The sequence below is a fragment of the Amycolatopsis sp. DSM 110486 genome (genome assembly GCF_019468465.1).
Classification (GTDB): domain Bacteria; phylum Actinomycetota; class Actinomycetes; order Mycobacteriales; family Pseudonocardiaceae; genus Amycolatopsis.
In genome coordinates this window covers 8035263-8055519 of sequence record NZ_CP080519.1, presented here as the reverse complement: position 1 = coordinate 8055519, position 20257 = coordinate 8035263, and the positions used below count along the sequence as shown (strand labels likewise).

Below are 20257 nucleotides of genomic sequence, written 5' to 3'. Positions count from 1 at the left end.
CGCACTCACGAGAGAGGGCCCCGGCTTCGTCGAAGCCGGGGCCCTCTCTCGTCGTCAGCGGCAGAACGGCGCCGCACCCGCTGCGGACTTGATCCCGCCCACGATCAGCGACTGGAAGTACCGCGCGCCGTCGGAGGTGGTCGAGTTGGTGTAAGCCCAGTCCTCGTGGCCGAGCGTCGTCACCCACGACCTGCCGCCGTCGTAGTACTGGCACCAGGCCACCGGGTGGTTCGTCCCGTGGCCGGGGTGCCCCATCGAGCCCTTCACGCCCTCGGCCAGGCTCGACTCGTCCACCTTCGCGAGGAAGCGGACGTTGCTGGGGAAGGGATCCAGGTTGTACCACTCGTCGGTGAAGGCCCAGCGGTTCGGAAGGTTCTTCGTCGAGACGTCGTTGCGCTCCACCGTCTGCACGGTGCCGGCCTGCGCGGGGCCGTGGTCGTAGTAGTTGGTCCCGCCCAGCAGTCCCTCGTACCAGGGCCAGTTGTACTCGGTGCCGAAGGCGTTGTGGATGGCCACGAAACCACCGCCGCCGCGGATGTACTGGCGCAGTGACGTCTGGGCCGAGTCGTCGAGCGCGTCACGGCTCGTGCTGAGGAAGATCACGGCGTTGTACTTGAACAACGTGTTCGGGCTCGCCAGCTGGGTGACGTCCTCGGTCCAGTCGACCGCGAAACCGTTCTGCTGCCCGAGCTTCACCAGCGCCTTCTGCGCGACGTTGGCGTCGGCCAGCGGCGGGTTCATACCGGGGCCGAGCGCGGGACCGAGGTTGGCGTGGCGCGGCCCCGCCGTGCGCGAGTAGACGAGGACCTTGATCCCCTTGGAGAGGTCGAAGTTGCCCCAGTTGTGGTAGCAGCTGGAGTCGAGGCCGCGGCACACCCCGTATTGGGGATCGCCCAGTTGTTGCGCACCCGTCTTGCCACTGCCGTCGTGGGCCGACGCGGGCATTCCGAAGGCCAGCATGGTCGCGAGTGCGGCGGCGGACGCGCTCGCCAGAGCTGTCAGCACCGTTGCCGAACGTCTCTTCATGGTTCTCCATCCTGTTCTGGACACAGTGGACCTGCCGTCGAAGCCGGCAGGGGAATCGGATTCAGAGTTCGAGCAGTTGCCCGTCGAACGCCACAGCGGCGTTCACCTCCGCCAGCGCGGACGCCTCGTGGGCGTCCGGAAGCACCAGCGGATTGGTGTTGTTGAGGTGGGTGAACAGGTACCGGGGTCCGGGATGCCCGGCCAGGAAAGGCAGGGCCTCGGTGATGGCCAGGTGCCCCATGCCCGACGCCGGACGTCCTGGCCCCATCTCTTCCTCGGTGAGGAAAGTACCGTCGAGCGCGACGACGTCCGCACCGTCGATCACCGTGGCGAACTCGTCGGTCCACGCGGCGAGGCCCGGCGCGTAGACGAAGGCTCGCGTGCCGGAGCCGGAATCGAAGCGGCACGCGCTGACCCACTCGCCCGACGGCGCCGTGCCCGCATACCTGGGCCTCTTGCTGCTCAGCACGGTCAAGGTGACACGGAGCCCGCCTTCGAGCTCCACCGGCGTTCCGGGTGCGAGGTGGTGTTCGCGAAGCTGCGTGTACGAGCCGATCGTGGTCTCGATCGGAAACCCGGATCGCAATGCCTTGTGGACGGTCGCGGTGGCGTAGACGTCCAGGCTGCCGGCTTCGCGGAGGGTGAGCAGCCCGAGGGTGTGGTCGAGTTCGGCGCTGGTGAAGACCACCCCGCGGACAGGTGATTCGCGCGATCCCGCGGCCGGTGCCAGCTCCGGTGTCGCGAGCAGTTGCGTCCGCAGGTCCGGCGAGGCGTTGGTGAGGTACCACGACTCGCCGTCACCGCTGACGGCCAGGCAATCCTGGGTGCGCGACACCCCGGCTCGGCGCGCCCGCACACAGGTTGCGCAGCCGCAGTTCCATTGCGGGGCACCACCTCCCGCCGCGGTGCCGAGGAAGCGGACCTTCATCGCATCCGCCGGGGCACGGCCGGCGCAGGACCGGGGTCCTCGACCTGGTCGAGAACCACCTGGTGGTACTCCGAGAGGTCGCAGACCGGATCGGTCGCCGCGGCGTCGCCAGTGACCTGGTACGCCTGGCAGCGACAGCCACCGAAGTCGACTTCCTTGAGCACGCAGCTCCGGCAGGGATCCGGCATCCAGTCGGTGCCGCGGAACCGGCGGAACGCCGGCGAGTCGTACCAGATCGAGGCCAGCGCTTCGGTGCGGACCGAGGGCACCTGAAGGTCCGGCAAGGTCTCCGCCGCCAGGCACGGCAGCACCCCGCCGACGGGATTCACCACGAGCTGGCGCGAGCCCCAGCCGTAGTTGCAGGGTTTGGGCCGGGGACTGTAGTAGTCGGCCGCGACGTGCACGACCTCGAGCCCGGCCCCGAACCGGGCCCGCACTTCGGCGACATCGGCGGCAGCACGCTCCACCTGCTCCCGGCTCGGCAGCAGGGCGCCGCGATTGCGCAGGGCCCAGCCGTAGAACTGGGTGTGCGCCAGCTCCAGCCGATCCGCGCCGAGGTCCACCGCGAGCGCGGCGATGGCCGGGATCCGCCCGACGTTCCCCCTGTGCAGCACCACGTTGATCGTCAACGGGAGTCCGGCTTCGCGCACGGCCTCGGCGACGGCGAGCTTGCGCTCGTGTGCCCGACGCCCCGCGATCGCATTCGCCGGTGCGGCTTCCGCATCCTGCAAGGACAGCTGGAAGTGGTCCAGTCCCGCCTCGGCGAGCTGTCCGATCCGCGCGGCGTTCAGCGAGACGCCGCTGGTGACCAGGTTGAGGTAGAACCCGAGGTCGTGCCCCGTCGCCACCAGCTCGACCAGGTCCTTCCGGAGACCGGGTTCCCCTCCCGAGAGGTGCAGCTGCAGCACACCGAGAGCCCTCGCCTGCGCGAAAACGTCCTGCCAGCCGGCAGTGTCGAGCTCGTCGCGGTAGTCGCCGAGGTTCAGCGGGTTGGCGCAATAGGTGCACTGCAGCGGGCACCGGTAGGTCAGCTCCGCGAGCAGCCCGAGGGGCGCCGGTGATCGTGGCGCGGCCGCCGTCACCGGCTTTCCGGCGGGTACCGGACGCGCCGCGCGCACGTCCGGCCCGGTGCCCACCAGCCCGCGGGTCTCCAGGTCGGCCAGCGCCCGCAGCACCGAACTATTCGTGACGCCGGAGTACCGCTCGCCCAGACAGGCCACGATCTCCGCCACGGTGCGCCGGGTGTCGCAGAGCTCGACCACGGCGGCCGCGGTGTCGTTGAGCACCAGAACCCCTTCGGGGAACAGGAGAACCCGGCTCTGCCGCACCGGGTCGAGCTCCAGGCGCACGCCCGGGCGCACCCCGGGCCTGCTGCCGGTGTCCAGCGTCATGAGCACCTCGCATAGTCCACTGCGTCGAGCACGCTCCAGAGGACGTCGCACTTGAACGACAGCGCCCGGATCGCGGCTTCCTGTTCCGCACGGGTGCGGCAGTGCGTCAGCACCAGCTCGAGGGTGAACGCGCTGTCGTCGCGAGCGGCCGGAATGCGCCGGTCGAAGTACGCGAACCCGTCCGGCTCGATCCAGCCGTAGTGGCGGCGCCACGCGTCCATGCGGTCGCTCATGTGGTCCGGGGAGAACAGCTCCGTCAGCGCGGCCGCCACGCTTTCCTTCCACGGCCGGGTGCGGCAGAAGTCGAGGTAACCGTCGACCGCGAACCGCACCCCGGGCAGCACGTGCCGTTCGTCGAGCACCTCCGCCCTGCTCAGCCCCACCGCTTCCGCCAGCCGCAGCCACTCGTGCATGCCACCTTCGTGCTCGTGCTCCCCGTCGTGGAACACGATGCGGCCCACCCACGCGCGGCGAACCTCGGGCAGCGGGCAGTTCGCGACGATCGCCGCGTTCTTGCGCGACAGGCACTTCTGGTAGTACCAGCGGTTCGCCACCCAGCGGCGCAGGTCCGCCGGCTCGCAGCCCCCGTCGTGCAGGCGAAGGTGGAACGGGTGGTGCGCCCAGTAGCGTTTGGACAGACCGAGCAGGGCGTCGGTGAACTCCGCCCTGGTCAGCGGGCGTTCCACGGCCCGCTCTCAAGCGCGTAGGCCGTCACCTCCGGCCGCGTTTCGTATCCCTCCAGCACCGGGTCGGTCCACGTGGGCAGGACGGACTCGACGAGCTTGGTGCTGGGCGTTTCCGGTACAGCGGACATGGCTTCGCTCCTCTTCACAACAGTGGGACAGAGAAACCAACAGGTCCATGTAGCGGACCGATTGGCCCACCTGGCGCTCCGGACAGTACCTCCTGGACCCAAGGTCGAACAAGAGGCGACTTGGCCGCCGCGCAGTCTTGTGGACCACTCCGGAAGCCTTTAAGCTCAACCGACCAACGGACTTGATGGACCACCAGGTGGACCACGTCCTTCGGGTTGAGTCACTCCTCGCAGCGCTTTTCCTCAATGAAGAGAGGGCAATCGATGGATCGACGCAGATTTCTGTCCGGTGCGGCCACCACGGCGAGCGCGGCGGTGGTGGGCACAGTGCTCGGCACGGCGCCGGCGTCGGCAGGGGCCCCGGACACGCCGAAGCAACCCGATGCCTTCGGTGCCACCGGTGCGGATTTCCCGAAGGTCGGCGGAAACCTCGCCAACCAGAACCACTCACCGCTCAAGCAGATCAACCGCCGCACCCTCGACCGGCTCGGCGGCGCCTGGCACGTGAACCTCGAGGGCGGCGACACCTCCCGCGCGCAGCAGAGCACGATCGTCGCGCAGGACGGCGTGCTCTACGTCCAGACCACCCAGCAGAACGTGTTCGCCGTCGACGGGAAGACCGGCGCCATCCGGTGGAAGTCGAACGTCGGTTCCGAAACCACCAACATGCGCGGCGTCGCACTCGGCCAGGGCAAGGTCTTCTCGACGTCGGGCGCGAACATCGTGTATGCGCTGAACCAGAAAACGGGCGCGGTGTTGTGGAAGCGCCAGCTGCTGACCGAAGACCCGACCCAGGGCACGCCGGAGGAGTGCGACCCGGCCAACGGGCAGTGCGGCGGCGCGACCGGGACGCTCGCGGGCGCCATCGTCTACTGGGACGGGCTCATCTACGTCGGAATGCAGGGCAGCACCGCCGGCGCGCGCGGGCGTGCGTATGCCCTCGATGCGGCAACCGGGAAGATCGCCTGGACGTTCTGGTCCGTGCCGGGCCCCGGCGAGTTCGGCAACGACACCTGGGAAGGCGAAAGCTGGAAGACCGGTGGGGCCGTGCCGTGGATCCACCCCGCGGTCGACCCCGACCTCGGGCTCGTCTACTGGACGTTCGGCAACCCCTACCCGCGCACCAACGGATCCACCCGCGGCGGCGACAACCTCTTCGCCAACTCGCTCGTGGCCATCGACGCCAAGACGGGCAAGCGGCGCTGGCACTTCCAGTCGGTACACCACGACATCTGGGACTACGACAACGTGATGGCGCCGGTGCTGATCGACCTGCGCATCGACGGGAAGCTGCGCAAGGTCGTCGCGTACGGCTCCAAAGTCGGCATGTACTACATCCTCGACCGCACCAACGGAAAGCCCGTGCAGGGTGTCGAAGAGCGCCCCGTGCCGCAGGACCCGCGACACAAGACCTCGCCGACCCAGCCGTTCCCGAAGGGCGACCCGTTCGTCCCCCAGGAACCCCGCCTGGACAACTCCACCCGGCCGGTGCCGTTTTACCCCAACGGCGGGCTCTTCGCCACGCACTGGGACCGCGCCACCATCATCTTCCCGGGCGCGGGCGGCGGCGCCGACTGGGCGCACGTCTCGTTCAACCCCGAGACCGGCTACGTTTACGTCGGCTACGGCCTCGTCAACTCCGCGTACTCCAACACCACCGGAGGCCGGGTCAACACCGCCCGCCCCTACGGCGAGTACTTCGCGGGCGGCCTCGCGGCGATCGACCCCCGCACGAACAAGCTGGTGTGGAGCAAGGACAGCGAATGGTCGCTGGCGCACGGCAACGGCATCCTCACCACCGCGGGCGGCGTGATGTTCCAGGGCGGCCCCGACGGCGTCCTACTCGGCATGGACGACACCGACGCCAAAGAACTGTGGCGATTCCAATGTGGAGCGGGCGTGCACACCAGCCCGGTCACCTACGAGATCGACGGGCAGCAGTACCTCGCCGTGTTCGCCGGCGGCAACGGCCTGCCTTACCCCGACATCCCGAAGGGCGACCACCTGTGGGCGTTCAAGCTCGGCGGCCGGGTCGCCCCCGCCACCGCGCCCACTCCCCCGTCGAAGCGCAACCAGATCCGCACGGCGGCGGTGACCGCCGCGGCGGCCGGCTACACCGTCACGCTCGGCCGGATCTGGGACGCCGGCGCGGGCACGCCGGGCGCACAGGAGAACACGGTGACGCAGAACGCGATGTCACCGCAGAACCTGACCGTCCCGGTCGGCACCGAGATCACCTTCGTCAACCCGGTCGGCAACGCCACCGCACACGGCGCGGTCTCGTTCTTCGAGTACGAGTTCGACAGCGGGACCCTCATGCCGGGGCAATCCTTCAAGCACACCTTCGCGAAGAAGGGCGAGTACTTCTACAACGACCCGATCTACCCGCAGAACACCGGCAAGATCGTCGTGATCTGACCGCTCCGCCGCGGCCTCCCGGCGCCACTCAGGGAGACCGCGGCGGAGCCTCATCAGAAGGGACCACAGCGTGCCCGACGAGCGATGGGACCACGAGGTCGACCTGCTGGTACTCGGCTCCGGCGCGGCGGGGCTGTGCGCGGCAACGGTCGGCGCGCACGAGGGGCTGTCCGCCCTGGTGCTGGAGAAAACCGAGTGGCTGGGCGGGACCACCGCCCGCTCCGCCGGGACCTGCTGGATTCCGGGGCACCAGTTCCAGGACGACCCCGTCGCCGATACCGAGGCCGCGGCGTCCTATCTCGACGCGCTGGTCGGTGCCCGCGCAGCCCGTGAACTCCGGGAAACATATCTCTCGCACGGCCCCACTGCGATCGACTACCTGGACCGCATCGGAGTGCGGTTCCGGCATTCCGCGACCGTCGTCGACTACCATCCCGAACTCGCCGGATCCGGCGTGGGCCGAGCACTCGAGCCGCACGTCTTCGACGGCCGGCGGCTGGGCAAGCGCGCCTTCGCCCGGATCCGCCCGCCGATCCCGGAACTCGCGCTCTTCGGTGGCACCCTGATGGTCCGCCGCCTCGAGGTCGACCAGCTCCTCACCATCTTCGATGGTTCGGTGCGGGGCGTGGCCGTCGCGCTGCGCCTCGGCCTGCGCTGGGCGATCGACCGGCTCCGTTACCCACGCGGCACCCGGCTGGTCATGGGCAACGCCCTCGTCGCGAGCCTGTATCACCAGCTGCTTCTGCGTTCGGGCGAGGTTTGGTTCACCGCACACACCACCGACCTCGTCACCGACGGCGCAGGCCGCGTCGTCGGAGCGGCCGCCCAGCATCGCGGCCGGACGGTCCGGATTGCCGCACGTCGCGGAGTCGTCCTCGCCGGCGGTGGCTTCCCCGCCGACCCGGAGCTGCGAGCTCGGCACCTGCCCCGGCCGACGCCACAGTTCACACCGGCAGCCGAGGGCGCAACCGGCGACACGATCGCCCTCGCCCAAGCTGTCGGCGGCGCGCTCGGCGAACCTCGCGACGACAACGCATGGTGGTTTCCCAGCTCGATCGGCCGTCGCCGAGACGGGTCGACCGCGGTGTTCCCGCACATCTGGGACCGCGCCAAGCCCGGCATCATCGCCGTCAACGCCGCCGGACGCCGGTTCGTCGACGAATCCGTTTCCTACCACCGCTTCACCCGCGCGATGTACAACTCGCACCAGTCCATGCCGACCATCCCCGCGTGGCTCGTGCTCGACTCCCGGACTCTCTCCCGGTACGGGCTCGGCATGATCCGCCCGCACGCGCCCAAGACCGTGCTCCGGCGGCACACCGCGGCCGGCTACCTCCACACCGCACCGACGGTACGGGAGCTCGCCACCATGATCGGCGTCGATCCGGACGGCCTCGAGCGCACAGTCGCGGCCGCCGACCGGCACGCGCGGACCGGCGTCGACGACGAGTTCGGAAAAGGACGAAGCCCCTTCGGGCAGCGGAGTGGCGACCCCCGCCACACACCCAACGCCAACCTCGGCCCTGTTCGAACGGCCCCGTTCCACGCAATCGCCGTCGTTCCCACCCCGCTGGCCACCTCACTGGGCCTGCGGACCGATCCCGACGCGAGAGTCCTCGACGAGCAGGGGACCCCGATCCCGGGCTTGTACGCCTGCGGCAACGACGCGGACTCTCCCATGGCTTCCGAATACCCCGGCGCCGGATGCCAAGTGAGCGCGGGCCTGATCTTCGGCTACCTCGCGGCCCGCCACGCCACGACTTAGACGCTCTGCTACTCACATCCGTTTGGCAGTACCGCGACCAGATCGCGACGTCAGCTGTCCGAGCACAGCTGGTTGACCCGCTTTCCCGAACTGGAGGGCACTGCCGGCGTGACCGGAGGTGCTCACTTGGCAAGCACTCTGGCGGCTGGCCAGTGGTGACGGCCGCGCCGGCGCGGGTGGTGCCTCGATCCCGCGGCAAGTTCGCAATGGGTTGAGCAGCGGCTGGAACTGGCTGTGCTGTCGTGGCCGACTGCGTGCAGGTGGGGGTGCGATGATCGCGGGATGAACGACGCGGACTTGGTCGGCAAGTGGAGCGACGCCCGCATCTACCCGGGCAGCATGGAAGCGACCGATCTGGTCTTCCTGGCCAACGGCCAGGGCTGGTCCGTGTGGAGCAACGCCCTCAGTTCGGAGCAGGTGCTGTTCCAATGGTCGACCCGGGCGCAGCGACTGGTCATCTCAGGTCGGCGATACGCCCGAATCGACCACGACGCGAAGTGCCGGGTCGTGGTGGACGAGCAGCCCTGGCACGAGGAAATAGACACCGGCTATCGCATCGGTCCTGGCCGCAACGCGGCAGGCGGCGCAGAGACAGTGCTGGCGGTGGATGAGCGCATCAGCTTCGCTGATCGGTTCGCGCTGGAACGTCATGAGCTGTGGACAGAGGATGACCCGGCCGGCTGGACGTTGCGCTGACGCCGGCGCCGACCGTCGAGACCGCACGTTGGCAGCACTGGTGACGTTCGCTGCTGTCGGCGTGCGTGAGCGACTTGGCTTCTGGCGGTCAGAAGCGGTCGCGTTTCCGCTGGCGCATCGTGTTGTGGTCGGCGGCTATCCGCGCGCGGTGCTTGACCTGCATCCGGGTGCGCGGCCGAGATCCCGCGTCACGGAGTCATCACTGGGTGGGGTGCAGGAGCAGTTCGGCGATCGTTCGCACGCGGGCACGGGTGATACCTGTGCGCTGTTCAACCGCCAGTGGGTGGTCGGTGGGCTCGAGTTCCACGGTTGGCCGGACGCCGACCGGCTGGCTGTGCAGGTTGGTTTTCAGGTTCAGGGTTGTCGGCTCGTAGGTGGGGAGTTCGGTGGCGAGCCATCCGAAATAGGGTGCCTCCTGCACTCGTTCAGGCTTGTCCCACAGTTCGGTGACGCGGGCAAAGTTGGGCTCGCTGAGCGACACCCACACGCCCCATTCGAAGTCATCGCCGGCATCCAGGGTCGGCAGGATCAGGCGAGCCCTGATGAAGAAATGCTCTCCATCGATCATGCATTGCTCGTCACCGAGGATGCTGTCAGATTTGCCGGCCAAGCCGTCGTGCCAGTAGGCAGGTGCGAATGTGCCATAGCCCAAGGGGAGCTCGTCGTGGTGCCGGCCGCAGCAGGAACAGTCGAACCCCAGGTCGGTCGTCATGGCGCACAGCATAGGCATGCCTCGAACGGCCTTGATCGATCTGGTCTCGGACTGGCTGAGTGGCGGGAGCCGGTTCTCGTGCCGGCTATACGCGAGGTAGTTCCCGTAGGCGTGGTGGACACCAGGCCGATGATGATTGCGCGGAGGCGGTCAAGGCTCACCACCTCGTCACTCGACGTCCGCTGAGCACCGAGGACAGGCGGAGGGCCGCGAGGCCGGCGTGTTCGCCCAGAGGAATATCGTGTCAAGGAAGGAGCGTCAACCGTGGAACTCATGTCAGATCCCGTTTTCGGAGAAGTGGATATCACCGCGACCGCGAGAGAACTGGCGTGCTTGGCGAGCGCGATCGCCGAAGGGACCGGGTTCATCAGCGCCGCGTCCGCTTCTTCACCCAACGGCCACACCCTGACGGGGATCGAAGTCAAGGCGACAACCGACTCCGCCGTCTGCATCCGCGTCGATGCCCCGACGCAGGTTCTCGTGATCAGCGGCAATGCCGATTCCAGGGCCGTCCTGGCCGAAAATGTGCATGCCATGGCCACTGCCGATGACGGCGGCCATCTTCACGTCGACTACTTTCCCGGGCACCCCTACCTGGCTGACGGATCCCTACCCTTGGTGATCAACAGCCCGCACGGAGGAATGCCGACCCGGTGAACGCTCTCGTGTTCGGCAAGCGCGGACGTCTTCGCGTAGCAGCCGACGTGCTGTGGATCTTGCTTTCGGGGGCCGAATGCAGCACCGGATGGACGATCGCGTTGAGCTACGCGTTGTCGGTCAAGTATTCGGTGGGAGTGCAGCCGGTGAGGCTACGGAAATCGCGGCTGAGGTGGGACTGGTCCGCGTAACCGCAGCGGATCGCGAGGTCCGCCCATGAACGTGCCGAGGGGAGGAGGGACACCGCGCGGTGCAGGCGGGCGATCCGCCCGACAGTCTTGGGCGAGAGGCCGATGTCTTCGCGGAACCGGGCCGTCAGGTGCTGCCGCGTCCAGCCGATCTCGGCCGCCACCGCGTCGACCCGGACCGGGCCGGACGTCAGCCGCTGCCACGCCGCCTGCACCGACCGGGGCAGGGCCGGGCCGGCCAGCACCCGGGGCCGGAGGAAGTCGTCGAGCAGGTTGAACCGCGCGGACCAGCCGGAGGTGGCGGCGAGCCGTTCGGTCAGCAGGCCCACGTCCCGGCCGAGCGGGTCGGTCGCGCCGACGCTCGTGTTGGCCGGCGGCGCAGCGGCATCCCGAACAACGCGTGCGCGGCCGGCGGTGACAAAGCGATCGTGATCCCTCGCGCCCGTCCGCGTTGCGACACGAGCAGGGGGCGGTCGCGCAGCCCGAGGACCAGCGACGGCGGCAGCGTCCGCACTGGCGCCTCGAGGTCGAGGACCACCGTGATCGCGCCCAACGGCGTCACCCGCCACGGCATCGCGTCCGCGTCGGGGACGTCGTGAGCCGCGTACGTCAAGACTCCCGGGACACGCGAAGCCCCGAAGACGTGCCGCCCCTGCGCTCTCGTGACCTCCCCGCGTGGCACGACGAGCGACCACTCCGTCATGCCGCCATCTTACTTTCGTCCAAGACCGTCGGGGCCTCGCGAAATAGCGTCCCCGTCATGAAGGGCATCGGCAGGTTCAAGAATCCCGAAGCACAGCGGCGTTACTTCGACGTCTACGAGCGCGCGATGGGGCAAACTCCGCCACCGGACGAGGTGTACGACGTCCCGTGCCGCCACGGCACCACCCGCGTCTACCGCTTCGGCGCCGGCGAGCACCCGATCGTGCTCCTGCCGAGCCTCATGGGCACCTCCGCCTGCTACGCACCGCTGATCCCCGGACTCGCGCAACACGGCCCGGTCTACGCCCTCGACACGCTCGGCGAAGCCGGGCGCAGCGTGCAGACCGCGCCGTTCACGAGCATCGGCGATCGCGCCCGGGGCCTCGACGACGTCCTGACCGCGCTCGGACTGCGAAATGTCCACCTCGTCGGAGGATCGACCGGTGGCTGGCACGCGGTCAACCAAGCCATCCACGCCCCGGCCCGGCTCGCCGCGATCTCCCTCCTCGACCCCACCACCGTCGGCGCCAAATTCTCGCCTGCCGTCCAGTGGCGCGGCCTCACCTCGGCGGTATTGAACCGCGACAGCGCCTGGCGACGCTTCCTGATCTGGTCGGCGGGACAGGACATCTTCGACCAGCCCGCCGCACAAGTCATCGTCGCCGGGATCCGCACCTACCGCGCCCGGGTCCCGTTCCAGACCTGCCCGAGGGAGGAAGACCTGCGAGCGATCCAGGTACCCGTCCTGGCGCTGTTCGGCGGTCGCAGCGTCGTCCACGATCCGACCGCCGCCGCGACGAACCTCCGGAGACTCCTCCCCCACGCCGAGGTCGACGTCCTACCCGAAGCCGGGCACTACCTGTACCTCGGGCCCAACGATCGGCAGCGGATTCTCGAAGTGATCAACACTGCCCGTCTTCGGTGACCAGCAGTCCGGCGTGTCGCGCTGCGGATGGCCGCAGAAACCGACGAGTGGCCGGACGCGCTCGGCATCGACACGAGCGGCACCGCCGAGCGGTCCCGAGCGCGGGCGCTCGCCGTGCTCGCCGAGGACCGGCGAAAGTCCCTCCACCCGGGGAACTCGGACTCTCCAGCGGGGCGGCACGCGAGTGGCAGGGTCAAGCCGACGACTTCACGACTCGGCTAGGCAGGGCCCGCCATGGAACGTGGACTTCCCGACGACTTCACCGTCAAAGCCGCGGTGGCGATGGCCATCCGCGCACCGTCGGTGCACAACTCCCAGCCTTGGCGGTGGGCAGTGGGCGCCCGGTCGCTGCACCTGTATGCCGATCCGTCCCGGCAGCTCGCGCAAACCGACCCGGACGGACGCGACCTTCTCATCGGCTGCGGTGCCGCCTTGCACCACCTGCGAATCGGCTTCGCCGCGCTCGGCTGGCAGGCCGACGTGCACCGGCTGCCCAATCCTGCCGAACCCGACCACCTCGCCGCCGTCGAGTTCCGGCGGAGCGAGCCCAGCGCATCGGAGATCGCGCTCGCCGCGGCCATCCCGCGGCGCCGTACCGACCGCCGCCGCCACAGCTCGTGGGAAGTCCCGCGCGGGTACCTCGAGTCGATCGCCGAGGCCGTGGCCGACGAGGGCGTCGTCCTGCGCGTCGCCGAGAACGCCGAGCGCCACTACCTGGTCGCCGCGATCAGCGAAGCGAACCGACGCCACCAAGCCGATCCCGCATACCAGGTCGAACTCGCCGCCTGGAGCGGCCGGCGGGCAGCCCCCGACGGCGTCCCGTCGAAAAGCACGCCGGCTCCTGACGTCACGCCGGGGACGTTGCCTACCCGGCGCTTCGCCGACCCCGAGCTCTCCGAACCGGTCGGCGCCACCGGCGAAGACGACGAGACCGTGCTCCTGGTGCTGAGCACGGCGTCCGACGACCGGATGTCCCGCCTGCGCGCGGGGGAAGCGACCAGTGCGGCCCTGCTGACGGCGACCCGACTCGGGCTCGCCACCTGCCCGCTGACGGAGCCGCTCGAACTGCCCGACGTCCGGCGCACGGTAGAGAACAAGGTCTCGTCCGGCACGTTCCCGCAGATGGTCGTGCGCCTCGGCTGGGCGCCCGTGAACGCGGATCCACTGCCTGCGACCCCACGCCGCGACCTGCAGGACGTACTGATTCCTCTCGACACGGCCGAAGCGCCCTTCGGCGGCGACCACCAGGAGCACTGATCTGAGCGAGGTGGACAACATGCCGTACTGGCATTACGGAACGACAGCCGGCTGGGTCGTTCCGGCGCTGGTCATCATCGGGCTGCTCGTGGTGCTGGCCGCCGCCGCGATCGTTGCCGCGCTGCTGATCCGGCGCACTCCGAAGACCACATCGGTCGAAGACCGCGCCATGAGCATCCTGCGCGAGCGATTCGCGCGTGGGGAAATCGATCAGGAGGAATACGAGCGCCGCCGCACGGCGCTCGGGCCCTGACGCCCGGGGCGGAACAGGTCACCGTCGTGAAGGAAGTTCCCATGACCGTCGCAGAGCACCTCGCCGCCGGCGCCCGCAAAGTGATCGTCTCCGCGCCGGACAAGGGCGTGGACGCGACGATCGTGCTCGACGTCGACGAAAGCACCTACGGTCCGGAAGCGCACCACGTGATCCGCACCGCCAAGGTGTTCGGCTGGTACGACAACGAATGGGCCTACGCGTGCCGCACCGTCGAGCTCGCCGAGCTGGTGGGCCGTGAACTCACCCCGCGCTGATCGCGCCCGCGGCCGCAAGTGGGCCGATCTCTCCGCCACCGAACGCCAGGTCGTCGCCGGCGCGGCCGTGGTCCAGGCCACGCTGGCCGCGACGGCGTGGTGGGACCTCGCGCACCGGCCGGCAGATCAGGTTCGCGGGCCGAAAGCGTTGTGGGCGGCGGTGATCGCCGTCAACTTCGCCGGGCCGCTCGCGTACTTCGGATGGGGCCGGCTGCCAAGGACCTCCGCGGAGAGGACCTTCGGCTCCAGAGTCATCCACCGTCGCGCACGACACTCGGAGTGACCGACGAACGGAGAGATCATGTCCATCAAACCCGAGCATGAAAAGCCTTCCGACACAAAGGTTCCCGCGCCTCACGAGCCTCGGCGGCCCGCGCCGCCCCGCCACCGCCGGGCCGACGGCGGCCGTGCTCTGGCCCTGCTGCGGATCGCCATGGGCGTCGTCTTCCTGTGGGCGTTCGCCGACAAGCTGTTCGGCCTCGGCTACTCCACCGCCGCCGCGGGTGCCTGGATCCGCGGCGGCTCCCCCACCCGCGGCTTCCTGGGCTCCGTCGACGTGGGTCCGCTCGCCTCGACGTTCCACGCCTGGGCCGGCACGTGGTGGGCCGACTGGCTCTTCATGGCCGGCCTGCTCGGCATCGGCCTCGCGTTGCTGGCCGGGGTTACGCTGCGGATCACCGCCGTCGCGGGCACGGTCATGCTTCTGCTGATGTGGGCCGCCGAATGGCCTCCGGCGCGGTTCACCGTCGCCGGTCAGGCGACACACTCGACCCACCCGTTCCTCGACTACCACATCGTCTACGCACTCGTCCTCGTCGCACTCGCCACGACGCTCGCCGGCAACACCTGGGGGTTCGGCCACCGCTGGGCCACCTTCACCGGCGACCGTGCCTGGCTGCGCTGACCCGCCCACCGCGACAAGGGCGCTGGCGACGAGGTCCCCGGCCGTGAAAACCGAAGCTCTCACGCCGGCGCTGTTCTTGAATTGAGCCCCGCTTTCGCATGGCATCACCACGCGAAGCACGACGGCCACCGTCCGATCAGGACGATGGCCGTCAGCGGCGATGGTCGTCAGCAGCGGGGGTCAGGGGCGGTACGGCGACCGCCTGCCGAACCAGCCGCCGCCACTGGCTCGTCCGGGTGGATGTCGCGATCGTCGAGCTCGACCTTGAGATGCCCGCGCACTTCGACGACCCCGTCGACGCGGCGGACGAGCGCCTCGACGAGCGAAATCATGCCGTACCGCTCGACCGTACCGCTGAGCGACACGATCCCGTCCTGCACCGCGACGTACAGCGACCGAGGATCCACGTACATCTCCTTCGCGAGCACCTCGTCGCAGACCTCCTCGCGGATGTCCTCGTCCGGGCGCAGGAACACGCGCAGCAAGTCTGCTCGCGACACGACGCCGGCGAGAGCGCCTTCGGCGTCGACGACCGGCAGCCGGTGCACGCGGTGGGACTCCCTCAGCCGTGCGGCGCGGACGACGTCCTCGTCGGGTCCGATCGTCACGGCCGGGCTGCTCATCAGGTCGGCGGCGAGCACCCCTTCGGCCTTGCGTCGCACGCGCCTCGCCCGCGGGCCGAAACTCCGGTGCCCGACTTCTCGTTCGAGCAGATCGCCGCGGGACACGACACCCGCGACACGACCGTGCCCGTCCACGACCGGCGCACCGCCGACGCCGCGCTCCTCCAGCAGCCCGGCCACCGTCTTGAACGGGGCACCGAGCGGGACGCTCACGACGTCCGTCGTCATGACGGCACTCACCTTGCGCTGTCCGGTCATCGTCGGCTCCTCACAACAGCGGGCCGGGCTGGTAGGTCGCGACCGTGTCCGCCTCCGGAACCGGTCCCCGTTCCTCCGCCGTGCGCACCGGCACGACGACAACAGGGCAGCGGGACTCCTTGAGGCAGTACGCGGACACGGACCCGACGAGCAGTCGCAGCAAGCGGCCGTGGCCGTGGCTCCCGACGACGAGCATCGCCGCGTTCTGCGAGACTCGTACGAGAACCGGGCCGGGGGCACCATCGACCGGTTCCGCGCGGACCGGCACCGGGTCGGCGCCGGCGAGTGCGTCGGCGACGGACCGCTCCAGCTGCTGCCGATACCGGATTTCCATGCCCGGCAGCGACTGCGTCGCCGCCGACTCCAGATCGGCGGTCGGGTCGAAGCTCCACGCTCTGACCGCCACGACGCGGCGGCCGCTCGCCCTCGCCTCGGCCATGGCCCAGCGCAGTGCCGCGGCGCTGCCCGCCGAGCCGTCGACGCCGACGACGATGTCGTCCTGGTCTGCCGTGGTCACGGTGTTCTCCTCTCCCGACGGGAAACGACGGCGCCGGCGCGCACCTCGCCCCTCGTGCCATCGACCGTCACCAGAGCCCGGTCCGCGAGCACGCGGGTGGCGTCACCGGTCCCGACCACGCAGGACACGCGCAGCTCGCGCGCGACCACCGCCGCGTGGCAAGTCATCCCGCCTCCGTCGGTCACGAGCGCGGCCGACCGGCGAATGGCGGGCACCCAGTCCGGGTTCGTCATCGGCGCGGCCAGCACCTCGCCTTCGAGCAGCTGCGCGGCTTCGGCCGGAGCGAGCGTGCGGATCAGGCCGACCTCGCCGTCGGGCAGCAGCGCCCTCACGGACGGGTTCGCGGTCATGATTCTCCTCCGAAAACGTGATGGCGGGCGCGGCCGCCGCTCGGGCGATGTTCGGCAACGTCGTCCGGTAACCGATGCCGTGACGTCGTCCACGCGGCGCGCCCGGCGAACGGACTGCCTCCACAAGCGACACAGGCGGCGAAGATCGGGTGCGACAGGGCCGAGACGTCGCTTCACGAACCCGAACGGGCATGACCGCGGCTCTTCGGGACTCGCCCTGTCATCGCCGGCCCTGTCGCTCCACGGGCGCCGTGGCCAGTTCGCCGGCGATGGTCCGCGCCCAGGCCCGGATCATCGGCCACTCACGGTTGTCGCCGTCCGGTACTCGTAACGCGGCGACCACGGCCCGCTCGGGGAAGCGCAGCTTCGCGCGCTCGATCCGGCCACCGAAAAGCCGGTGCTCGCGGGCACCCGAAGCGGCCAGCACGTCGGAGACGTCTACCGGATCCTCGCCCGGGTGCGCCTGCTCCCCCGCCGGCCCGCTGGAAAACAGCCACACGGGGACGTGGCGCAGTTCCCCCTGGTGCTCGTGCACGAGACGACGTGCGCTGTCGAGCCAATGCCCGAAGTAGACCGCGCTGCCGAGCACCACCGCGTCGTACCCCACGAACGACGTGACGTGCTCGGCATCGCGCACCTCGGTCTCCGCCGCGACACCGGTTTCCTCGAGCGAAGCCGCGGCCGTCGCGGCGATCTGCTCGGCGATTTCTCTCGTGGCCCCGTGTCTGGTCGCCACCACGACGAGAATCCTCATGGCAAGCCGCCTTTCGATCGACACTCCTCACCGTCGCGTTCCACCACAGCCCGCGGCAGGGCACGAAGTCACTTCCGGCGATGACGAAATCAGCCACGCACATACCGTCCGCTCCTAGCGCACGTACGCGGGCGCGCCCAGCCTGGAAACTCCACACCCGCCCGAAGAGGAGGCACCATGACGGATTCCCACCCGCAGGCACCCGATCTGCTCGTCGACCGGTTCGCCCCGCACCCCCATTTCTCATTGGTGCGCCACGAGATCGTCGACGCACCGGTCAAAGAGACGTACGCGGCGGCACGCGACCTCGACCTGACGGATATCCACAGTGGTCTTCTGACGATCGCGGAGCGGCTTCGCGAGCTGCCCGCTCGCTGGCGCGACCGGCGGCATGGGCCGCCGCGGCAGCCCACCCGCCTGACCGTCGACGACCTCGACAGCGGTTCCGACTGGGCGCTCCTCGGCGAGCACCCGGGCACCGAATTCGCCGTCGGCGTCGCAGGGAAGTTCTGGCGCCCGGTCATCACCTGGCGCCGGGTCGACCCGGACGACTTCGCGGCTTTTTCCGAACCCGGATACGGAAAGCTGGTGATCACGTTCGGCGTGCGGCCTTACGGACTCCATCACAGCCTGCTGACCGTCGACTCCCGAGTGCAGATGACGGACCCGCAGAGCTGGCTGAAGTTCCGCCGGTACTGGCGAATCGCCCGCCCCTTCGCCCGGGCGGCCCACACCACGCTGGTGCGGACGATCTCCCAAGAGGCACGGGACCGGGCTCTGGCCGCCTACAGCCGACCGGAATGAACGGCCGCTCGAGCCGGGTCCCGCCGCGACTCCGGGAACCGGCTCAGGCTCGCCCGTCAGCATCCGGACTCGGGTGCCGATTCGGGCACCACGTCCTTCTCGTTCTCCTCGATCGCGCGCCGTTCACCCACCAGCAGGTACCGGCGGATCGTAGTAGTGCGCCGGCCACGCGCGGCGACCTCGCGCCGCGCGTCTTCCTCGGTCAATGCCTGTTCCTTCTCGTCCACGATGCTCCTCCTTCCCGCTGCCAGAGACCTTCCCCCGAGGTCAGAGGCGGCCGTGATCGCGGCGCTGCGGCCGGACGTCGGCGGGCCTGGAGTCTTTGGTCCCTCCCTCCGGTGCGGTGTTGCCCTGCTCCGGGCAAAGCGCACAGCCGCACACTCGGGCGATGACCCACGCGCCGCTCCCGCTCGGCGGCGTACGCGTAGGCGCGGCGCCTTGCGGTTCCGGCCGGTTTCGCCGGCGTGATCGCCGTAGTGTGCTTCCACAGCCCGGCCGAAGCGCCCATCTGTGCGCCTGCGGACCGGTGGCTGGGCACCCAGGGACGCCCGACCCTCAGCCGCGGCCGGACCCGGTCCGCTGCGTCCGGGCGAGGGACTCGCCCCACTCCCGAGCTCGTGCTCGTTCTCCGTCCACCAGCCGTGTTTCGCCGTCCACCACCTCGACGAAGAAGCTCGTCGCCGGGACCACCGGCGGATGGCCGAGGCGGCGCAAGAACTTGCCGGCCGCCCTCGCGGCGGAGCCGGTGAGCCAGACAGGTTTGCGGAGCCTGGTGTCGAACGCGGCCGTGGTCGTTCCCGGAGGCAGGACGTGAAAGCCGCCCAGCCACTCGCGCATCCCCGGCTCGTGCGTGCGAGTCCCGTCCGGAGCCTGCTCCACCGCCGCCTTGCGCGTCGACGGCCGGCTCAGGCCGTGGACGTGCGTCGGTGCGCCGACCACGAGCAGGTCGCACCCCATCAGATTGCGTGGCGCGAGGTCGACGGGGACGACCTCCGCCGAATCCAGCCCGTCCGCCACCGCTCGGGCGACCTCTTCGGTGTCGCCGAACATGGACTCGTACACGACGATCGCGTGCATCCCGGCCACCTCCTCACCTGTCGAGCCGAGCAGGCTCGTGGGTGATGCCTTCGATGTCCTCGGCGGCGACGTCCAGCAGCCGGTGCGCGAGCGCGCTCAGGGCCCGGGCGGCGGCGAGCTCGTCCCCGATCTCCGGGACGTCGCGGTCAACCGGGTTGAGCCTCGCGGTGCCTGCCGCGTCGAGCGTCGCACCTGACCCGGTGTCCAGCCGGGCCGTGGCGTTCGTCCGCCCTTCGTTCTCGCTGAGGAACACTTCGACGTGCCATTGCCTGGTGTGCATGACTACCTCCTGTTCCGCCGACGGTTCGGCCACGATCCTCGAACCCTCGTCGGCACGCGGTCGTCGATCGGTCGCCCCGAGCTCACGAGCGCGCTTTCTTGCTCACGAAGGCGAACCACTCCTGCTGCCACTTCCCCCTGCGGTAGCGATTCAGTGCGAAGACAGCGATCCCGTAGACCAGCGCCAGTCCGAGGCACACCGCGAACAACAGCCCGGCCGCGGCCGCGGCCGCGTTCACGACGGCGGCGACGGCGCTCAGCGGCGGTTCGACCACGACGCCGGTGTGATCCACCCAGATCTGCACGGTATCGCCACGGTGGGAGCCTCCGTTCGCACCCACTTTCCCGAAGTAACGGACGCCGCCGGCGGAGTCCCACGTCGCGTCGGTCGGCATCGGGCTGCCGACGGCGCCGCTGCGGCCACTCACGGAAATCGGCGGGCCATCGGCGAGGAGCGTCGCCGTCACCGGCGCGCGCTCGGCGAGTTCCCGCACCGAGACCGCCTTCTGCGAAGCGTAGACCGACGAGCCGACGGCCGCCGAGAACGGGACCGCGGCGAGGGCCACGAGGATCACCACGAGCACCAGACCGGCCTGCAGCCGGTCCGAAGTCCGCGCGACGGAGCCGCGAGTGGGAACGAGCAGGTGCCACCACCGCGGCAAGCGGTTCGCCGACGGAACCATG

Annotated in this window: 27 protein-coding genes; 11 read left to right on the top strand and 16 right to left on the bottom strand. The window is 69.7% G+C overall.

The features are described 5' to 3' along the window. Positions 1-54: 54 nt before the first annotated feature. The 5 genes from K1T34_RS39135 to K1T34_RS39115 all read right to left on the bottom strand — a co-directional run bounded on the left by K1T34_RS39135 (position 55) and on the right by K1T34_RS39115 (position 4159). On the bottom strand, positions 55-1026 hold the full coding sequence (locus tag K1T34_RS39135) for a ThuA domain-containing protein (RefSeq protein WP_220239746.1): 972 nt from the start codon (positions 1024-1026) through the stop codon (positions 55-57). Positions 1027-1087: 61 nt separating this feature from the next. After that, positions 1088-1861, bottom strand: a complete 774-nt coding sequence (locus K1T34_RS39130; RefSeq protein WP_370643484.1) for an MBL fold metallo-hydrolase — start codon at positions 1859-1861, stop codon at positions 1088-1090. A gap of 89 nt (positions 1862-1950) precedes the next feature. Then, complete coding sequence (pqqE, locus tag K1T34_RS39125) at positions 1951-3345, bottom strand: pyrroloquinoline quinone biosynthesis protein PqqE (RefSeq protein ID WP_220239744.1); 1395 nt, start codon at positions 3343-3345, stop codon at positions 1951-1953. Beyond that, positions 3342-4031, bottom strand: coding sequence for a pyrroloquinoline-quinone synthase PqqC (pqqC, locus tag K1T34_RS39120; RefSeq protein WP_220239743.1), 690 nt, complete (start codon positions 4029-4031; stop codon positions 3342-3344). Before pqqC ends, pqqE begins: the two co-directional genes overlap by 4 nt. Further along, a complete protein-coding gene (locus K1T34_RS39115; protein WP_220239742.1) occupies positions 4016-4159 on the bottom strand; it encodes a hypothetical protein in 144 nt (47 codons plus the stop codon). Before K1T34_RS39115 ends, pqqC begins: the two co-directional genes overlap by 16 nt. Positions 4160-4423: 264 nt before the next feature. On the opposite strand from K1T34_RS39115, the gene K1T34_RS39110 reads away from it, so the two are divergent. The 3 genes from K1T34_RS39110 (at position 4424) to K1T34_RS39100 (ending at position 9038) form a co-directional block, all read left to right on the top strand. Next, positions 4424-6577 (top strand): PQQ-binding-like beta-propeller repeat protein, encoded by a 2154-nt coding sequence (locus K1T34_RS39110; protein WP_220239741.1) that lies wholly within the window; start codon positions 4424-4426, stop codon positions 6575-6577. 70 nt (positions 6578-6647) lie between these two features. After that, entirely contained in the window at positions 6648-8342 is a 1695-nt protein-coding gene (locus K1T34_RS39105; protein ID WP_220239740.1) for an FAD-binding protein, read from the top strand. A gap of 282 nt (positions 8343-8624) precedes the next feature. Then, positions 8625-9038, top strand: a complete 414-nt coding sequence (locus K1T34_RS39100; RefSeq protein WP_220239739.1) for a hypothetical protein — start codon at positions 8625-8627, stop codon at positions 9036-9038. Positions 9039-9237: 199 nt separating this feature from the next. Here K1T34_RS39100 and K1T34_RS39095 read toward each other — a convergent pair whose 3' ends face one another. Further along, positions 9238-9750: a DUF2199 domain-containing protein gene (locus K1T34_RS39095; RefSeq protein WP_220239738.1), complete on the bottom strand. Its 513-nt coding sequence runs from the start codon at positions 9748-9750 to the stop codon at positions 9238-9240. 264 nt (positions 9751-10014) lie between these two features. Between K1T34_RS39095 and K1T34_RS39090 the strand changes: the two genes are divergently transcribed. Beyond that, entirely contained in the window at positions 10015-10407 is a 393-nt protein-coding gene (locus tag K1T34_RS39090) for a hypothetical protein (RefSeq protein WP_220239737.1), read from the top strand. A gap of 106 nt (positions 10408-10513) precedes the next feature. On the opposite strand, the gene K1T34_RS53770 is transcribed toward K1T34_RS39090, so the two are convergent. Both K1T34_RS53770 and K1T34_RS53765 read right to left on the bottom strand, forming a co-directional pair. Further along, positions 10514-10924 carry a helix-turn-helix transcriptional regulator gene (locus K1T34_RS53770; RefSeq protein WP_255637878.1) on the bottom strand — a complete coding sequence of 137 codons (411 nt, stop codon included), beginning with the start codon at positions 10922-10924 and terminating at the stop codon, positions 10514-10516. Beyond that, positions 10912-11298, bottom strand: coding sequence for a hypothetical protein (locus tag K1T34_RS53765; protein ID WP_255637877.1), 387 nt, complete (start codon positions 11296-11298; stop codon positions 10912-10914). The genes K1T34_RS53770 and K1T34_RS53765 overlap by 13 nt, the downstream gene beginning before the upstream one ends. A gap of 57 nt (positions 11299-11355) precedes the next feature. Between K1T34_RS53765 and K1T34_RS39080 the strand changes: the two genes are divergently transcribed. From K1T34_RS39080 to K1T34_RS39055, 6 genes are all read left to right on the top strand, one after another. Next, entirely contained in the window at positions 11356-12222 is an 867-nt protein-coding gene (locus K1T34_RS39080; protein WP_220239736.1) for an alpha/beta fold hydrolase, read from the top strand. A gap of 234 nt (positions 12223-12456) precedes the next feature. After that, entirely contained in the window at positions 12457-13479 is a 1023-nt protein-coding gene (locus K1T34_RS39075) for an NAD(P)H nitroreductase (protein ID WP_220239735.1), read from the top strand. A 19-nt stretch (positions 13480-13498) separates the two neighbouring features. Then, positions 13499-13732 carry an SHOCT domain-containing protein gene (locus tag K1T34_RS39070; RefSeq protein WP_220239734.1) on the top strand — a complete coding sequence of 78 codons (234 nt, stop codon included), beginning with the start codon at positions 13499-13501 and terminating at the stop codon, positions 13730-13732. 41 nt (positions 13733-13773) lie between these two features. Beyond that, positions 13774-14007, top strand: a complete 234-nt coding sequence (locus K1T34_RS39065; protein WP_220247882.1) for a hypothetical protein — start codon at positions 13774-13776, stop codon at positions 14005-14007. Continuing rightward, positions 13988-14290, top strand: a complete 303-nt coding sequence (locus K1T34_RS39060; RefSeq protein ID WP_255637875.1) for a PLD nuclease N-terminal domain-containing protein — start codon at positions 13988-13990, stop codon at positions 14288-14290. The genes K1T34_RS39065 and K1T34_RS39060 overlap by 20 nt, the downstream gene beginning before the upstream one ends. A gap of 18 nt (positions 14291-14308) precedes the next feature. Then, positions 14309-14911, top strand: coding sequence for a DoxX family membrane protein (locus tag K1T34_RS39055; RefSeq protein ID WP_220239733.1), 603 nt, complete (start codon positions 14309-14311; stop codon positions 14909-14911). A gap of 167 nt (positions 14912-15078) precedes the next feature. Here K1T34_RS39055 and K1T34_RS39050 read toward each other — a convergent pair whose 3' ends face one another. The 4 genes from K1T34_RS39050 to K1T34_RS39035 all read right to left on the bottom strand — a co-directional run bounded on the left by K1T34_RS39050 (position 15079) and on the right by K1T34_RS39035 (position 17413). After that, positions 15079-15792: a CBS domain-containing protein gene (locus tag K1T34_RS39050; protein WP_220239732.1), complete on the bottom strand. Its 714-nt coding sequence runs from the start codon at positions 15790-15792 to the stop codon at positions 15079-15081. 10 nt (positions 15793-15802) lie between these two features. After that, positions 15803-16309, bottom strand: a complete 507-nt coding sequence (locus K1T34_RS39045) for a universal stress protein (RefSeq protein ID WP_220239731.1) — start codon at positions 16307-16309, stop codon at positions 15803-15805. After that, positions 16306-16659, bottom strand: coding sequence for a PEP-utilizing enzyme (locus K1T34_RS39040; protein ID WP_370643483.1), 354 nt, complete (start codon positions 16657-16659; stop codon positions 16306-16308). Before K1T34_RS39040 ends, K1T34_RS39045 begins: the two co-directional genes overlap by 4 nt. 220 nt (positions 16660-16879) lie before the next feature. Then, positions 16880-17413: a flavodoxin domain-containing protein gene (locus tag K1T34_RS39035; protein WP_220239730.1), complete on the bottom strand. Its 534-nt coding sequence runs from the start codon at positions 17411-17413 to the stop codon at positions 16880-16882. A gap of 177 nt (positions 17414-17590) precedes the next feature. Between K1T34_RS39035 and K1T34_RS39030 the strand changes: the two genes are divergently transcribed. Further along, positions 17591-18217 (top strand): hypothetical protein, encoded by a 627-nt coding sequence (locus K1T34_RS39030; protein WP_220239729.1) that lies wholly within the window; start codon positions 17591-17593, stop codon positions 18215-18217. 56 nt (positions 18218-18273) lie between these two features. Here the strand turns inward: K1T34_RS39030 and K1T34_RS39025 are convergent, their stop codons facing one another. The 4 genes from K1T34_RS39025 to K1T34_RS39010 form a co-directional block, all read right to left on the bottom strand. Next, positions 18274-18444: a hypothetical protein gene (locus K1T34_RS39025; protein ID WP_220239728.1), complete on the bottom strand. Its 171-nt coding sequence runs from the start codon at positions 18442-18444 to the stop codon at positions 18274-18276. A gap of 328 nt (positions 18445-18772) precedes the next feature. Then, complete coding sequence (locus K1T34_RS39020) at positions 18773-19294, bottom strand: flavodoxin (RefSeq protein ID WP_220239727.1); 522 nt, start codon at positions 19292-19294, stop codon at positions 18773-18775. Positions 19295-19307: 13 nt separating this feature from the next. Then, a complete protein-coding gene (locus K1T34_RS39015; protein ID WP_360590223.1) occupies positions 19308-19607 on the bottom strand; it encodes a dsRBD fold-containing protein in 300 nt (99 codons plus the stop codon). Between the two features lie 49 nt (positions 19608-19656). Continuing rightward, positions 19657-20256 (bottom strand): hypothetical protein, encoded by a 600-nt coding sequence (locus tag K1T34_RS39010; protein WP_220239726.1) that lies wholly within the window; start codon positions 20254-20256, stop codon positions 19657-19659. Between the last annotated feature and the right edge of the window lies 1 nt (position 20257).

Excerpts from the sequence above, each read along its gene's own strand:
- K1T34_RS39020 (WP_220239727.1), bottom strand. The coding sequence starts at position 19,294 with ATGCACGCGATCGTCGTGTACGAGTCCATGTTCGGCGACACCGAAGAG.
- K1T34_RS39035 (WP_220239730.1), bottom strand. The coding sequence starts at position 17,413 with ATGAGGATTCTCGTCGTGGTGGCGACCAGACACGGGGCCACGAGAGAA.
- K1T34_RS53765 (WP_255637877.1), bottom strand. The coding sequence starts at position 11,298 with ATGACGGAGTGGTCGCTCGTCGTGCCACGCGGGGAGGTCACGAGAGCG.
- K1T34_RS39110 (WP_220239741.1), top strand. The coding sequence starts at position 4,424 with ATGGATCGACGCAGATTTCTGTCCGGTGCGGCCACCACGGCGAGCGCG.
- K1T34_RS39070 (WP_220239734.1), top strand. The coding sequence starts at position 13,499 with ATGCCGTACTGGCATTACGGAACGACAGCCGGCTGGGTCGTTCCGGCG.
- K1T34_RS39100 (WP_220239739.1), top strand. The coding sequence starts at position 8,625 with ATGAACGACGCGGACTTGGTCGGCAAGTGGAGCGACGCCCGCATCTAC.
- K1T34_RS39095 (WP_220239738.1), bottom strand. The coding sequence starts at position 9,750 with ATGACGACCGACCTGGGGTTCGACTGTTCCTGCTGCGGCCGGCACCAC.
- K1T34_RS39040 (WP_370643483.1), bottom strand. The coding sequence starts at position 16,659 with ATGACCGCGAACCCGTCCGTGAGGGCGCTGCTGCCCGACGGCGAGGTC.
- K1T34_RS39075 (WP_220239735.1), top strand. The coding sequence starts at position 12,457 with ATGGAACGTGGACTTCCCGACGACTTCACCGTCAAAGCCGCGGTGGCG.
- K1T34_RS39115 (WP_220239742.1), bottom strand. The coding sequence starts at position 4,159 with ATGTCCGCTGTACCGGAAACGCCCAGCACCAAGCTCGTCGAGTCCGTC.
- pqqE (WP_220239744.1), bottom strand. The coding sequence starts at position 3,345 with ATGACGCTGGACACCGGCAGCAGGCCCGGGGTGCGCCCGGGCGTGCGC.
- K1T34_RS39080 (WP_220239736.1), top strand. The coding sequence starts at position 11,356 with ATGAAGGGCATCGGCAGGTTCAAGAATCCCGAAGCACAGCGGCGTTAC.
- K1T34_RS39055 (WP_220239733.1), top strand. The coding sequence starts at position 14,309 with ATGTCCATCAAACCCGAGCATGAAAAGCCTTCCGACACAAAGGTTCCC.
- K1T34_RS39065 (WP_220247882.1), top strand. The coding sequence starts at position 13,774 with ATGACCGTCGCAGAGCACCTCGCCGCCGGCGCCCGCAAAGTGATCGTC.
- K1T34_RS39030 (WP_220239729.1), top strand. The coding sequence starts at position 17,591 with ATGACGGATTCCCACCCGCAGGCACCCGATCTGCTCGTCGACCGGTTC.
- K1T34_RS39010 (WP_220239726.1), bottom strand. The coding sequence starts at position 20,256 with ATGGTTCCGTCGGCGAACCGCTTGCCGCGGTGGTGGCACCTGCTCGTT.
- K1T34_RS39135 (WP_220239746.1), bottom strand. The coding sequence starts at position 1,026 with ATGAAGAGACGTTCGGCAACGGTGCTGACAGCTCTGGCGAGCGCGTCC.
- K1T34_RS39050 (WP_220239732.1), bottom strand. The coding sequence starts at position 15,792 with ATGACCGGACAGCGCAAGGTGAGTGCCGTCATGACGACGGACGTCGTG.